Source organism: Pseudanabaena sp. Chao 1811 (assembly GCF_027942295.1).
In the GTDB taxonomy this organism is placed as follows: domain Bacteria; phylum Cyanobacteriota; class Cyanobacteriia; order Pseudanabaenales; family Pseudanabaenaceae; genus Pseudanabaena.
This window is the reverse complement of sequence record NZ_CP101416.1, coordinates 1,199,689-1,211,564: the sequence shown is the minus strand read 5'-3', so window position 1 is coordinate 1,211,564 and position 11,876 is coordinate 1,199,689. Positions and strand designations below refer to the sequence as shown.

The 11,876-nt window shown below is 41.2% G+C and carries 16 protein-coding genes, 1 tRNA gene and 1 other RNA gene; 12 read left to right on the top strand and 6 right to left on the bottom strand.

The annotated features are described in order from the left end of the window. Positions 1-247 precede the first annotated feature (247 nt). A complete protein-coding gene (locus NMG48_RS05710) occupies positions 248-841 on the bottom strand; it encodes a Crp/Fnr family transcriptional regulator (protein WP_271254353.1) in 594 nt (197 codons plus the stop codon). A gap of 338 nt (positions 842-1,179) precedes the next feature. On the opposite strand from NMG48_RS05710, the gene NMG48_RS05705 reads away from it, so the two are divergent. The 3 genes from NMG48_RS05705 (at position 1,180) to NMG48_RS05695 (ending at position 2,288) form a co-directional block, all read left to right on the top strand. Beyond that, positions 1,180-1,431 (top strand): hypothetical protein, encoded by a 252-nt coding sequence (locus tag NMG48_RS05705; RefSeq protein ID WP_271254352.1) that lies wholly within the window; start codon positions 1,180-1,182, stop codon positions 1,429-1,431. A gap of 6 nt (positions 1,432-1,437) precedes the next feature. Continuing rightward, complete coding sequence (locus NMG48_RS05700; protein ID WP_271254351.1) at positions 1,438-1,830, top strand: type II toxin-antitoxin system VapC family toxin; 393 nt, start codon at positions 1,438-1,440, stop codon at positions 1,828-1,830. A gap of 119 nt (positions 1,831-1,949) precedes the next feature. Beyond that, entirely contained in the window at positions 1,950-2,288 is a 339-nt protein-coding gene (locus tag NMG48_RS05695) for a hypothetical protein (protein WP_271254350.1), read from the top strand. Between the two features lie 215 nt (positions 2,289-2,503). Here NMG48_RS05695 and NMG48_RS05690 read toward each other — a convergent pair whose 3' ends face one another. Beyond that, complete coding sequence (locus NMG48_RS05690; protein ID WP_271254349.1) at positions 2,504-4,729, bottom strand: phosphoketolase; 2,226 nt, start codon at positions 4,727-4,729, stop codon at positions 2,504-2,506. Positions 4,730-4,859: 130 nt separating this feature from the next. Here NMG48_RS05690 and NMG48_RS05685 point away from each other — a divergent pair, with 130 nt between their 5' ends. From NMG48_RS05685 to ssrA, 4 genes are all read left to right on the top strand, one after another. Further along, positions 4,860-5,354 carry a CDI toxin immunity protein gene (locus tag NMG48_RS05685; protein WP_271254348.1) on the top strand — a complete coding sequence of 165 codons (495 nt, stop codon included), beginning with the start codon at positions 4,860-4,862 and terminating at the stop codon, positions 5,352-5,354. A 182-nt stretch (positions 5,355-5,536) separates the two neighbouring features. Further along, positions 5,537-5,610, top strand: a tRNA-Met gene (locus NMG48_RS05680). A 95-nt stretch (positions 5,611-5,705) separates the two neighbouring features. After that, positions 5,706-6,473, top strand: a complete 768-nt coding sequence (locus NMG48_RS05675; RefSeq protein WP_126388881.1) for a PspA/IM30 family protein — start codon at positions 5,706-5,708, stop codon at positions 6,471-6,473. A gap of 174 nt (positions 6,474-6,647) precedes the next feature. Next, positions 6,648-7,039: a transfer-messenger RNA gene (ssrA, locus tag NMG48_RS05670) on the top strand. Between the two features lie 53 nt (positions 7,040-7,092). Here ssrA and NMG48_RS05665 read toward each other — a convergent pair. Beyond that, positions 7,093-7,533, bottom strand: coding sequence for a GNAT family N-acetyltransferase (locus NMG48_RS05665; RefSeq protein ID WP_271254347.1), 441 nt, complete (start codon positions 7,531-7,533; stop codon positions 7,093-7,095). A 76-nt stretch (positions 7,534-7,609) separates the two neighbouring features. Here NMG48_RS05665 and NMG48_RS05660 point away from each other — a divergent pair, with 76 nt between their 5' ends. Both NMG48_RS05660 and NMG48_RS05655 read left to right on the top strand, forming a co-directional pair. Further along, positions 7,610-8,230 carry a hypothetical protein gene (locus NMG48_RS05660; RefSeq protein WP_271254346.1) on the top strand — a complete coding sequence of 207 codons (621 nt, stop codon included), beginning with the start codon at positions 7,610-7,612 and terminating at the stop codon, positions 8,228-8,230. A gap of 98 nt (positions 8,231-8,328) precedes the next feature. Next, on the top strand, positions 8,329-8,826 hold the full coding sequence (locus NMG48_RS05655; RefSeq protein ID WP_271254345.1) for a DUF29 domain-containing protein: 498 nt from the start codon (positions 8,329-8,331) through the stop codon (positions 8,824-8,826). Between the two features lie 151 nt (positions 8,827-8,977). Here NMG48_RS05655 and NMG48_RS05650 read toward each other — a convergent pair whose 3' ends face one another. Then, positions 8,978-9,130 carry a hypothetical protein gene (locus tag NMG48_RS05650; protein ID WP_271254344.1) on the bottom strand — a complete coding sequence of 51 codons (153 nt, stop codon included), beginning with the start codon at positions 9,128-9,130 and terminating at the stop codon, positions 8,978-8,980. On the opposite strand from NMG48_RS05650, the gene NMG48_RS05645 reads away from it, so the two are divergent. The 3 genes from NMG48_RS05645 to NMG48_RS05635 all read left to right on the top strand — a co-directional run bounded on the left by NMG48_RS05645 (position 9,129) and on the right by NMG48_RS05635 (position 10,234). Next, on the top strand, positions 9,129-9,362 hold the full coding sequence (locus NMG48_RS05645; protein ID WP_126388868.1) for a DUF2997 domain-containing protein: 234 nt from the start codon (positions 9,129-9,131) through the stop codon (positions 9,360-9,362). The two genes, NMG48_RS05650 and NMG48_RS05645, sit on opposite strands and share 2 nt — an antisense overlap. 94 nt (positions 9,363-9,456) lie before the next feature. Further along, on the top strand, positions 9,457-9,843 hold the full coding sequence (locus tag NMG48_RS05640; RefSeq protein ID WP_126388866.1) for a DUF1257 domain-containing protein: 387 nt from the start codon (positions 9,457-9,459) through the stop codon (positions 9,841-9,843). Next, positions 9,836-10,234 carry a ferredoxin gene (locus NMG48_RS05635; protein ID WP_271254343.1) on the top strand — a complete coding sequence of 133 codons (399 nt, stop codon included), beginning with the start codon at positions 9,836-9,838 and terminating at the stop codon, positions 10,232-10,234. Before NMG48_RS05640 ends, NMG48_RS05635 begins: the two co-directional genes overlap by 8 nt. A gap of 35 nt (positions 10,235-10,269) precedes the next feature. On the opposite strand, the gene NMG48_RS05630 is transcribed toward NMG48_RS05635, so the two are convergent. Next, entirely contained in the window at positions 10,270-10,599 is a 330-nt protein-coding gene (locus NMG48_RS05630) for an RNA recognition motif domain-containing protein (RefSeq protein WP_271254342.1), read from the bottom strand. A gap of 551 nt (positions 10,600-11,150) precedes the next feature. After that, positions 11,151-11,681, bottom strand: coding sequence for a DoxX family protein (locus NMG48_RS05625; RefSeq protein WP_271254341.1), 531 nt, complete (start codon positions 11,679-11,681; stop codon positions 11,151-11,153). Positions 11,682-11,876: the final 195 nt, after the last annotated feature.

Here is an 11,876-nt window from a genome sequence, read left to right as displayed (position 1 = left end):
CTGCCCGTTTGTCGTCGTCCCATATTGTTAGCTTTGGGAAAAAGTAAAAACGGTAAGTGCAAATTCCCACAACACTTAAAAGAAGAAATACAAAGATAAAAAGCATAAATTTTTTCCCTTTTTGCAGCATTGGTTTATCCAGCAATTAAATATATTTAGTGCTGGATTTCATCTTAGGGATGCTGAGAAAAGAATGTATAGATGTTTTTTTTGCTTTAAAGCAAATCCTTGCAATAATTTTTGAGGTTTAGCTTTTTTTCAAATGCTGACGACGAGATCTTCCAACCCTAAGCCGACTGAGCGTGGATTGAGTTATTCCTAAAAATGATGCTATATGACCAAGCTTTAGTCTTTGTTCGATATCTGGATATTGCTGAATCAAGCTGTCATAACGTTCAGAAGCTGATTGGGCTAGTAAAGATACTAAACGCTCTTGTATTTCAAGATAGTAACCTTCTACTACAGAGTAAAACAACTTATTCCAAACAGGATCTTTTCTGTTGAGATACTGCAAATTCTCATAACTTATGGAGAGAAGATGACAATCAGATAGAGTAAAAAGACTTTCTACACTAGGCTGTCGATGAATAAAACTAAAATGTGAATTGACAAAATCATTCTCAAAAGCAAACCAAGGAATAATTTCTTTGCCGTTGCTGTAATGAATACAGATTACAGTTCCTTCTAAAATAAAATAAACATGGTTGGAAATTTTACCATGCTCTAATAAAAAGCAATCTTTAGGAAGTTTTTCATACTCACAGACCCTTTGCAGATCGATCTTTTGCTCAAGGGTTAGAGGAATAATTTGATTAAATTTCTGAATTAGTCTTGTATTCAATTTCCAATAAGAGATTATTGAAACAACGATGTTTGTGGGTTTTGATGAATAGAGTTATTTGTGAAAATCTACGCAATAAACTTTATTCTCATTATATAGTGATCGATTCTTATTACAGTTATTCAAGGAGCGATCGCCTTTACTGCACTTATTCAAATAGCGATTTAGCGACTATCTCATAAGCCATGCATTTGTTTTGCATCATTTAAAGCGATCATCGCGGTTTTACTTCCATCAAATAGTGATCGCCTTATGACGTGGTTATTGGAAAGGTATTGTCCCAAACCATTCAAGACAGTTATGTTAATCTAGCAATATGTTACTGGTGCTGTAAAACTATGAAACTACAAATTCAAGGTATTAAATCAGGGCAAACGATTAAACTGTTAGATATAGTTAATATTCCTGATGGAACAGTATTTCTAGAAATTGAAGCAGACAAACCCATCGATAAAAGCGCAAGACTAGCAAGACTAAACGGTGTATTCGGTGCATGGCGTAACCAGCCCGACATCGATCTAATATTTGCTGATATTGATACACAACGCCATCAAGACTATGGCAGAAATATTGACTCTTTCGACTTCTAATTATCCATGTATTTACTCGACACAAACATATGCATCGCACTGCTCAAAGGTAATTCTCCCGTTGTTTCGTCCTTTAATGCCTGTGCTGATGAATGCTATATTTCCACAATTAATGTTGCTGAACTTTATAAGGGAGTTTACTGCTCACAGCGAGTAGAACAGAACCTTGCTTCACTTGAACTTTTTCTCAAAGATATGCCAATTATCAGTTTCGATCTATTGGCAGCTAAAGAATTTGGCAAAATCCAATCAGAACTTAGACAAATCGGTAAACCCACCGGTGAATTAGATGCCATGATTGCTGCTGTAGCGAGATCTCGTCATGATAAGGTAGTTACGAATAACACAAAGGATTTTATCAATATTTCTGGATTAGGGTTAGAAAATTGGATCGTTTAGCGATCTCCTTGTGATGTGGTTATTTGAGAAGTGATCGCCTTTAACTCAAGCAAAATATCTACCTCTAATAACAACTATATACCCCCTATAATAGGTAGATGTTCTTAGACTTAAAACCTATGCTGAAAGAACTTTTTGGCGGTAAAACACCCGAACAGGTTTTGCTATATCTTGAAAATTATGAAGAAGGCTACGGCAAAGCGATCGCCGATACCTTTGAGATATCCTTGAGTTCAGTACAGAAACAACTGCAAAAATTTGAAGACTCAGGCTTATTAGTTAGTCGATTAGTGGGCAAAACTCACCTCTATACATGGAACCCGCGATCGCCCTTTGTAGATCCAGTTAGAAACCTATTAGCCCAACGCCTCAAAGTCACACCACCCGAAGAAATCAAAGCCTACTACCATAGATTGAGATCGCAATCATACAGTGATGTTTTTTCTGCAATTGCCTGAGTCATTAGGTTTACTCCTGTGATCGCTCATCTCAATTTATTTTAATCTTACAATTAACTATAAGCGATCGCCGTTACTGCCCTGATTTGCATAGGGATTTAGCAAACATCTCATAAAGCGATCGCCCTTCTAATCATGATTTTACTTTTAGCAAATAGCGATCGCTTTATGTTGTGAAAAGAGATGTTTTGCTTTGCAAAACATCTCTTTAAAGTTTAGGCAAGTAACTGCTTAGCGCGATCGCTAATTGCCTGAGCATTCATTCCATTAAAATCAAACAACTGACCAGCCGAAGCGGTAGTTTCGCCGCGCTTCCATGAGAAGACATCGCGCTTACTGTTGCTACGGAGCATCACAGGCTCCAGCATTGCCGAAGCACCACCAACAACACCAATCAAGGCATCACCACCAAATAGTGCCTCAAAATCAGCATCACTAAGGAACTTGCCATCTGGCTCAGAGCAAGTATCCCAAGCCACATCCGTTGACCGATAGAGGCGACGGGGGCTAACAATGGAAACAATCTTAGAACCGATACCTTGCTCGGCAAGTTTTTGCGCTGCTTCATATACAGGCAATAGCATCATGTCGCCGATAACAGCAAAAACCACCTTCTTGCTACCTGCAATTTCTTGCAAAGCGATCGCGCCATCTTCGAGAGCTTGGCGATTTTGCTCGAAGGTAGTACGGATAGGTAGAGGTGACTTACTGGCGGTAATGACCACACCTTTATTGACCGCCTTTAAAGCCCAGTCATAACAAACTTGAATGCTATTGGCATCAAGAGGAAAGAGAGGGAAGATATTGCCATTACGCATCATCGATGCAAAATATCCTTCGATTTCAGGACGTTGGTGTGTCCAGCCATTGCGACCTTGTTCCAAAGCACCTGCGGTAAATAAACACACAGTTGCAGGAGTGGGACGACGCAGCTCTGCCATAGCCTGAGTCACGGTTTGCCAAATGGGAAGTCCATTAATTGCAAAGGATTCATAGGAACACCAGAGAGTGCGGCTACCAAATAGCGCTAAACCAACTGCTAAACCAGCACAGGCATCTTCATTGAGAGGTTCATAAACCTGTCCACCGGGGGCTTGGTTATAGAGATCATCGGTAGTAGGGTGATTGATTTTCAACGCTTGGTTGATGTTCGCAATACCCGAAGCTTCGTTTCCATCAGCATTGGTGACGATGAAGCGCTTATCGGTTTGTCCAACATAGCCAACTAGGCGACCCATTGCGGTTGTCGCAATCTTCGCTTCTCCACCAACGGCATATTCTTCTAAGGGCAATGTTCCCAAATCAGTTAGAGGGAGTACGGATTCAGTAACAGCAGTTTTAGAAGAAGAACCACCACCAGCCCATTGCAAGTTAGTGCTGACGGTTTGCCATGCTTCAGGATTGAGAGCGCGAGATTTTAAACCAGCAACAACATCGGGATTATCGAGGGTGTGATGAGCATAGAGGTTATGGGATTTTGCGCCACGAGCGTGAACACCTGCACCCTTAAGTTGTTTGATGATAAATACAGTCAGCTTTCCACCAAAGGCAAGTTTCGCAGCTTGATCTGCACCGACGAGAACTGCTTCGGTAAAAGCAAGACGTTGTTTCAAAGAGAAGGCAGTACTATCGACGTAAGTACCTGTTTGATTTTGATCGTCAAAATCCTTAGCATCAACCAGAATTACTTCATCGAAGCCATTTCCTTTCCAGAAGGCGATCATCTCGGCATTAGTTTTGGTGGAAACCATGCTGTGATGCTCTTGGCTATAGCCGTTCCATACCAAAATCGGTACAAAATTAGTAACTTCAGGATAGGCAGTATGGAAATGGGCGATCGAGCTAATGGGATAGGGTTCACCTAGTCCACCATCACCGATTGTGACAGGGAATAGTTTATCGCGATGCAACAACGCACCTGCCATCGCAAAATGCTGTCCTTGTCCTAGAGGACCCGCAGGTGCAAGAATTCCGGGGATGTAGCCCGACAAGTGACCGAGTAAGCCATGTTTTTCACGATAGCGATCGCGCATTTGAGCAACAGTATTAATTCCCATATCTTCGAGGGAGCGATCTAAAAACATCGCACTGTAATAACCGGGAGCATGGTGTCCTACTTCTGTTGGCATATTCTTATGACCGAGCATATAGAATGCAGCCACAGCTTCAGCACTGCTGGCAAATCCTCCGGGGTGTCCTGAGGCTTTGCTACCAGTAATTTGTAAGGTGAGATAGCGCAAAGCATCAGCAGCTAATAATGTTTGAAAAACCGATGCACGATCGCGGGGATCGGTAACACCAGATTTATCAGGACTGAGGACAGGAATCCGTCCGAGTTCGTCGAACCCCTCCAACGGTTCGCCAAAGTACTGAATGCCTTCGCGAAAGTCATCTTTGAAGGCGGGAGTGGCTGCGTCTGTGGTGTTAGGGGTTGCGACCATAAATTTTGTGACCTTAATTTGTCCAGAATAGAAATTTAGCTATGCGATCAGTAGAGGTTAAGAAATGTTGAAATTTTCTCTACGAGTCATTTTAGTATGTACTGGTGACAGAGCATGTATTCATCAATAAATGGAAGATTCGGCAAGCCAGTCTCAACTAGCACAAAAATTAGCTGTGGTGCGCCAGCGATCGCAGTTAAAAGCAGCGCAAAATTGGTTAACGGATATCGGCATTCCGATAGATGCTTGCCAGATCTTCTTGTCCAATAGCTCTGCTGCAAAACATCTAGAGCAATGGCTGAGCCAGTCTTTCCCTTGGCAATATGGACAAATTGATTGGCAAAGTGTCCCTGAAAGTATTTGTTTAAATTGGCATAGTCATGATGTGGTTTCAGCTTTTCAGCAGCTTTGTCAAACTAAGCAATTGATTAATCCCAATGTCAACATCCTCTGGTATTCCGCCCATCAGCCCACTTTAGAAATGCCATTACAACTGGTTAAGGATGCGATCGCGGAAATTGTGGCGCAAGATTGGGATACATGGATCTTTGAACCCGTTACTGGTTGGTGTATTGAGTTCTACCACGAAGGGACAATATGTTACGGTACATCCCCCCAAAGATAAAAGGCAGCGCGAAGCGCTGCCTTTTATCTTTGGTTAGTCCAGATAAATTTCCAAAAAGCTTGCAAGGAAAGCTTTTTGGAAATTTATCTGGATTTTAAGTAAGCATAAATCGCTGTCCTGATCAAAAATTCAAACCAAATATTGCAAAAAATTTACATCAGCTATGTTATATTAACAAATGCGGCAGCTTGGCTCAGGTGGTTAGAGCGACGGTCTCATAATCCGTAGGTCCCGGGTTCAAATCCCGGAGCTGCTATAATCTCGAAAAACATCGGTAGTGTATGCACTGCCGATGTTTTTCGTTCATGATAGTATGTAGACAATTTACTCCCTAACGCAAAGGACAGGATTATGGGATTACTCGATCGCATTGGTATGGTGGTCAAGTCCAATGTAAATGCAATGGTTACGGCTGCTGAAGATCCAGAAAAAATTCTGGAGCAATCAATCATTGATATGCAAGAAGATTTGGTGCAATTGCGCCAAGCTGTCGCGCAATCAATGGCTGCCCTCAAGCGCCAAGAGCAACAATATAATCAAAGTGCAACTCAAGCCCAAGAATGGGAAAAACGGGCAATGCTAGCTCTCCAAAAGGGAGATGAAAACCTAGCAAGGGAAGCTCTCAGTCGCAAGAAAACCCATGCGGATGCGGCGGCAACTTTAAAGGTTGGTTTAGATCAACAAACAACTCAAGTAGATACTCTCAAGAAAAATCTGATTGCGATCGAAGGCAAGATTTCTGAGGCGAAAACCAAGAAAGAAATGCTTAAGGCAAGATTGCAATCGGCTAAGGCTCAAGAAAATCTCAACAATATGTTGGGCAAGGTCAATACCAACTCTGCTGCGGCGACCTTTGAGCGCATGGAAGAGCGTGTATTAATGGCAGAAGCTAAGGCAAGTGCTAGCTCTGAACTGGGTATGGACAATCTAGAATCACAGTTTGCTCAGCTAGAAGCTGGTAGTGGTGTCGATGATGAACTCGCCGCCCTCAAGGCAAAGATGATTTCTAGTAGTCCTACACCTCAAGGCGCATTACCTCCATCGGATGCGGCAAGACCAAGTGTTGGTGCAGCGATCGATGCTGAGTTAGAAGCTCTTCGTCGGCAAATGGGTAACTAACCTAAACAAAAAAGAAGCGGTGCAAAGCACCGCTTCTTTTTTGTCTCAAGTAAAAATTTTGCCCCAGTTATTAGTTTTGTAAGCTATGATTAATCTAACGGTCGATAGATAGGCTGAGATTTACAACTTCTGTATGTACAATTTCTACTTCATCTAATCGCAGTTAACGCAATTGGGATCGTAAGGGTTTCGACGTGTTAGTAGAAGCTATCCCTTGATGCAGGTCGAGAGCGGACTATCTCTCGTAAATCAATGGTTCAAACAAGTACATGCGAACAACATTGTATCTTTCTCTCGTAAAGCAGCTCCAGTAGCAGCCTAAGAACCAAACTTTTCGGTTTCGAGGAGTGGTGTATGACTCCGTTAAATGCCCCACTCAACCAATCAACGGATGCTGTGAATAGCTTTCTCTGGTAGGCTTTTCGCTTAAGACTTTATCAGTGCATCTCCCATTGCTAGAGATAAATAGCAGTTCCCTCCAAGAGGATTAGATTGGATAAACCTGTGAATGACTGGGAGGTTAGGCGCTAGTGCGGACGGCAGTTCGACTCTGCCCGATTCCATTAACCTAAACAAAAAAGGCACTTGCTTAGCAAGTGCCTTTTTTGTTTCATAGCCTCTACAGATGTAACGCATAGTTATAAAAATCTTTGTCCTTGATGTATCCAAGCGATTCGTATAGAGACTGCGCTGCAATATTAGAAATTTGCGTTTCTAAAACAAGTCGGACTGCTCCTGTTTCCCGTGCAAATTGCTCAGCCGCATTCATCAACAATTTGGCAACTCCCTGCTTTCGGTAAGGTTCGTCTACAAATAAATCATTCAAAATCCAAACACGCTTCATCGACACTGAGGAGAAGCTGGGATACAGTTGGGTGAATCCAACCACATGTCCCCCTTCACTCGCTATAAAGATAGTAGAATCTTGAGCCTGTAACCTGTCCTGAAGGAAGTTTTTAGCAGCATTGAGATCTGAAGGCTGATTGTAAAAAACGCGATATTGGTCAAATAATCTAGAAACTTCGTCAAGATGCTCAAGACTAGCTAGAGTAACCTGCATCTGTATCTCCTCAAAACTCACATTAGCCTAAATTTATAGCAAATTGCTATGGAACATTTTAAGGATAAGTAAAGAAGTGCGTAAACAAGCATTTACAAATTCTCAATATCTAAAGCAGTTAATTATTGTATTTAGCCTACCTGCACTTGTTGGTATGAGCTTTGTACAGATGATCCCTACTTGGGAAATAGTCAAGCCGATCGCTGTATTGATATTTTTAATTATGGTTATAGGGTTTGCGTTCAGGTGGCGATCGCAGACTGCCCGTAACCAGAGAGTTATCTTATTTCGCCCATTTATCTTTTTTCCATTTTTAGCAATTTTTACTCTAGCCGTACCATTTTTTTTGTTGGTCAACTTAGCGATCGCCTATCTGGATTACCATCCCGTCGCCACATACCAATTTCAAGACTTACCCACAACTCTGTACATTTACGAAAATACTTGTTTTCCCCCTGATAGTCGGACTGAATGTGATTATTACTCCACTGAGATCCGACGTAGGGTGTGGATTTTGCCAGTTACGACGACCTTACTCTCTTGTCCTTGCTTTTTGGAGAAGCCAATTCTCCGAGGTGATATCGCAACTTTTCCGATTGAGTCAAGCCGCGACAAATCCAAAGTTGCAGTCTCTATAGATATGAGGTATGGCAAAGTAGTAATACCAATTCACAAAAGTGTGACTACACCTTTGTGAATTAAAAAACAAACCCAGTAAGGATTTTAAAAATACAAAATGGCTACGCATTTTGTATTTTGGGATCAAGGTAGCTGATTAGAGATGAGGTGATCTTAATGCTGCAATCAGACTTAAAGCAAAATTTGCAAGGCGATCGCTCTAATACTCTCGTTGGCAATCAACCTATTAATCAATATGAACAAGATTTTTACGCTTGGACACAAGAGCAATCTGAATTATTACGTTGGGGACAATGGCAGGGGCTAGATATTGAAAATTTGGTAGAGGAGATTTTATCTTTGGGTAGGCTGCAAAAGCAGGAACTCCGCAATCGTTTAGGAATTTTAATTGGGCATTTATTAAAGTGGGACTATCAACCAGAATTGCGTAGTAAAAGTTGGCGAGCCACTATTCGTGAACAACGGGATGAGATTTTAGAAATTTTGCAAGAGAATCCCAGCTTAAAGCCTTACCTTGATGAAGCGGTTCAAAAGGGATTTCGCCAAGGGATTAACTTAGTTTTAAAAGAAACGCCCCTTGATCTGCATGACTTACCTTCAGAATGTCCCTATGCGATCGCCCAAATTCTCGATCTGCAATTCCCATTTGAATAATCTATATAGAAATCTTGGAAGCGCACCCCTTTGGGGTGCGCTTCCAAACCAATCAGAGCATTTAGTGCGAAGCATGACAATTTCTTCCCTATTCCTTAAGGAGTGTCTTGTCACAGTTTAGGCAAATTCAAAAAATTTAAAATAAATTTAATTAATTAATAAAAACCTGAAAATCCTTGCTAAACATTGCGATCGCTCTATTACAAGTATCAGAAAAGCCTGTTAATTTTGCGGGGTTGGCTTCTTGACGTTTATAGGAACTTTGCGTCAAACTGTCTAGTAACTCAATAGCTAGAACCAGCATGGAAACTCTGGAATTCATTATTTACCCAGATGGTCGGGTCGAAGAGCGTGTGACAGGCATTGTCGGTTCTAGTTGTGCTGAGGTGACAGCAGCGATCGAAGCAAAACTAGGGATAGTCGCTCATCGAGAGTTAACTTCCGAAAATTTTGCTCAGCAGCAACTTACATCTCAGTCGGCTACGCAACTCGATCGCGTGTCAGACATGGACGCTTCTAGATTTAGTCAATGGTAATAAAGCCCTGAAAATCCAAGTTTTCACCAGATTAAACAAAAAAATTTAAAAATCTCGTCCATTTGCCCATTAGATCGAAGTCAGGATAAACCCTATGTCACATTTTAGCCAAGTAAAAACCCAAATCCGTAGTTTAGAACCGCTTCAAAAGGCTCTAACTGATTTAGGAGTCAACTGGAAATCTGGAGCATCGCCCATGCGCGGTCATCAAGGTGCAACAACCGAGGCTGAAGTGGTAATTGCCCAAGACAATGGTTATGATGTTGGCTTTCAGTGGAATGGCTCTGAATATGCCCTAGTCGCTGATATGCAGTTTTGGCAACAACCTTGGACTGTGGAAAGCTTCTTGCAAAAGGTCACTCAGCGTTATGCGATCGCCACAGTGATGAGCGAATCGAGCAACCAAGGATTTGCTCTCGCTGAGCAGCAAGTACGTGAAGATGGCTCAGTACGTTTAGTTCTCCAGCGTTGGAATGGATAATTTGCCTATTCATACAGCAGAACCATTATCCACGGGTTTAGAGCCAGATATTAGTGATCGCTCTGGCTTTGAACCCGAACTGGGTGGTGAGTTGCGACAAAATGCAGTATTTGTCGATGAAACTGTATGTATTGGTTGTGGACATTGCGCCCATACAGCTAGTAGCACCTTCTTTTTAGAGCAAGAATATGGACGCGCAAGGGTAATTGCCCAAGATGGCGATGAAGAAGATTTGGTACAGGAAGCGATCGATACTTGCCCCGTAGACTGTATTGCTTGGGTTAGCTACAACGACCTCAACAAGCTTGAAGAAGCTAGAAAACATCAAACCATCAGAAATTTAGGAATCATTGGTGATGGTTCAGCCTTAAGACGCTCCATTAACCAATAAAAAAGAGGAGATGCTTTGCATCTCCTCTTTTTTATTTAGTAACGGTTACGACCGCCGCCACCTGAAGGACGACCACCGCCGCCTTTGAAGCCGCCTCTGCCACCACCAAAGGAGTCAGAACTTTCACGAGGCTTAGCTTTGTTCACTTTGAGTGAACGACCCATCCATTCTGCTTCATCGAGTGCTTCGATCGCCGCATCTTCTTCTTTTTCATCAGTCATTTCCACAAAAGCGAAACCGCGTGGGCGACCAGATTCGCGATCAATGGGTAAATGAACACGAGTGATTTTGCCATATTCTGCAAATACGGCTTTTAAATCATCTTCTGTAACCTCATAAGAGAGGTTACCAACATAAATAGACATAATACTTGCTTCAACAATCAGATATGTGTAGAGATAGAGATTTCGGAAAGAAGCCTGCCACGATGAAACAGAAGACGACTGTCAATACTGAAACTAAACATGCGATCTAGAAATACTCATCCGCACATATTCTAGCGCAGTCATCTTCAATTATTCGATTATCTTGAAAATATTTACGCTAAATGATTTGAGTATCTGAATTAAAGACATTAATTACGGCATAAGTTTTGGTTAGAAGTATTATGCACAATTAATTTTACTAAATTTGTTAGGATACTTAGCCTAGTAGGATTTTAATCTCTATAACTTTCAATAAAAGCGTGTTGTGTGATACCTTTTTATATAAATTAAAATAAATTTAGTTTGGAGATACTTTGCGATCGCTTATTTAGTTCCAAAAAGTATCAAAAAAGGAAAATAATCTGTAGGTTGTCATCTGTCTTAAGGAAACTATTAGAGATTATTAGATCCTTGAAGATTATTAATAGTTTTATCTCACTAACAGCAAAAAGCAGCACTTTGTGCTGCTTTTTGCTGTGAATAATAAATATTTATTTGTTGGAAATAGTAACTTTTACAGCTTGTGTACTTGCATCTGCTTCTGCATCGCCTGATAATACTTTGCCAAGTAGATTCGCAATCAAAGTATCGATCGCATATTTGCCACCACCATAAATGACAAAGAAAGCAAAGGATGTAGCATAAATCGAGGATAGCTCAATTGATGGAATTGAAAATCCACCAACCAAAATATGGTGATAGGTTGCTACTAGCATTGTTACAAACAGCCCTAAAGCCGCAGGTCTAGTCAAAAAACCTAAAGCTAACAAGGGTGAGGCAACAACTTCAGTAATAGCAGCACAGTAGGCAAAAAAGATCGGAAATGGTAGACCGATTACTTCTACATAGGCTTCGGCAAAACCAGAAATATCTGCTAGTTTATCGAATCCGTTATGGATCATGACCGTACCCAACACAACCCGCAGCAAAAGCAATGCGCCCTGTGTTAAAGAAATTGGTGCGGAGTCTGAACTAAGAATTAGGCGACTAATTGAAGCAGCAAGGCGAATTGTGTTGTTCATTGCAGCACCGCAGTTAATAAAAATTAATTAATTGAAATAATTTATGACATATATACATTAATCTTAACATAAGTTTTTTTGGGAGTCCCTGAAAAATACTTAAAAGCAAAAGCTTGTATGGCATTCCTTCGCTTTTAGTTGTGTTACGATCGCAAAACAATCTGTGTGTATTGCATCTCACATTCAACGTCATCC

Bases quoted from the DNA above. Each gene is read 5' to 3' on its own strand.
- NMG48_RS05690 (WP_271254349.1), bottom strand. From the start codon at position 4,729: ATGGTCGCAACCCCTAACACCACAGACGCAGCCACTCCCGCCTTCAAA.
- NMG48_RS05625 (WP_271254341.1), bottom strand. From the start codon at position 11,681: ATGAACAACACAATTCGCCTTGCTGCTTCAATTAGTCGCCTAATTCTT.
- NMG48_RS05630 (WP_271254342.1), bottom strand. From the start codon at position 10,599: ATGTCTATTTATGTTGGTAACCTCTCTTATGAGGTTACAGAAGATGAT.
- NMG48_RS05695 (WP_271254350.1), top strand. From the start codon at position 1,950: ATGCTGAAAGAACTTTTTGGCGGTAAAACACCCGAACAGGTTTTGCTA.
- NMG48_RS05665 (WP_271254347.1), bottom strand. From the start codon at position 7,533: ATGCAGGTTACTCTAGCTAGTCTTGAGCATCTTGACGAAGTTTCTAGA.
- NMG48_RS05675 (WP_126388881.1), top strand. From the start codon at position 5,706: ATGGGATTACTCGATCGCATTGGTATGGTGGTCAAGTCCAATGTAAAT.
- NMG48_RS05635 (WP_271254343.1), top strand. From the start codon at position 9,836: ATGGATAATTTGCCTATTCATACAGCAGAACCATTATCCACGGGTTTA.
- NMG48_RS05655 (WP_271254345.1), top strand. From the start codon at position 8,329: ATGCTGCAATCAGACTTAAAGCAAAATTTGCAAGGCGATCGCTCTAAT.
- NMG48_RS05640 (WP_126388866.1), top strand. From the start codon at position 9,457: ATGTCACATTTTAGCCAAGTAAAAACCCAAATCCGTAGTTTAGAACCG.
- NMG48_RS05645 (WP_126388868.1), top strand. From the start codon at position 9,129: ATGGAAACTCTGGAATTCATTATTTACCCAGATGGTCGGGTCGAAGAG.
- NMG48_RS05650 (WP_271254344.1), bottom strand. From the start codon at position 9,130: ATGCTGGTTCTAGCTATTGAGTTACTAGACAGTTTGACGCAAAGTTCC.
- NMG48_RS05685 (WP_271254348.1), top strand. From the start codon at position 4,860: ATGGAAGATTCGGCAAGCCAGTCTCAACTAGCACAAAAATTAGCTGTG.
- NMG48_RS05700 (WP_271254351.1), top strand. From the start codon at position 1,438: ATGTATTTACTCGACACAAACATATGCATCGCACTGCTCAAAGGTAAT.
- NMG48_RS05705 (WP_271254352.1), top strand. From the start codon at position 1,180: ATGAAACTACAAATTCAAGGTATTAAATCAGGGCAAACGATTAAACTG.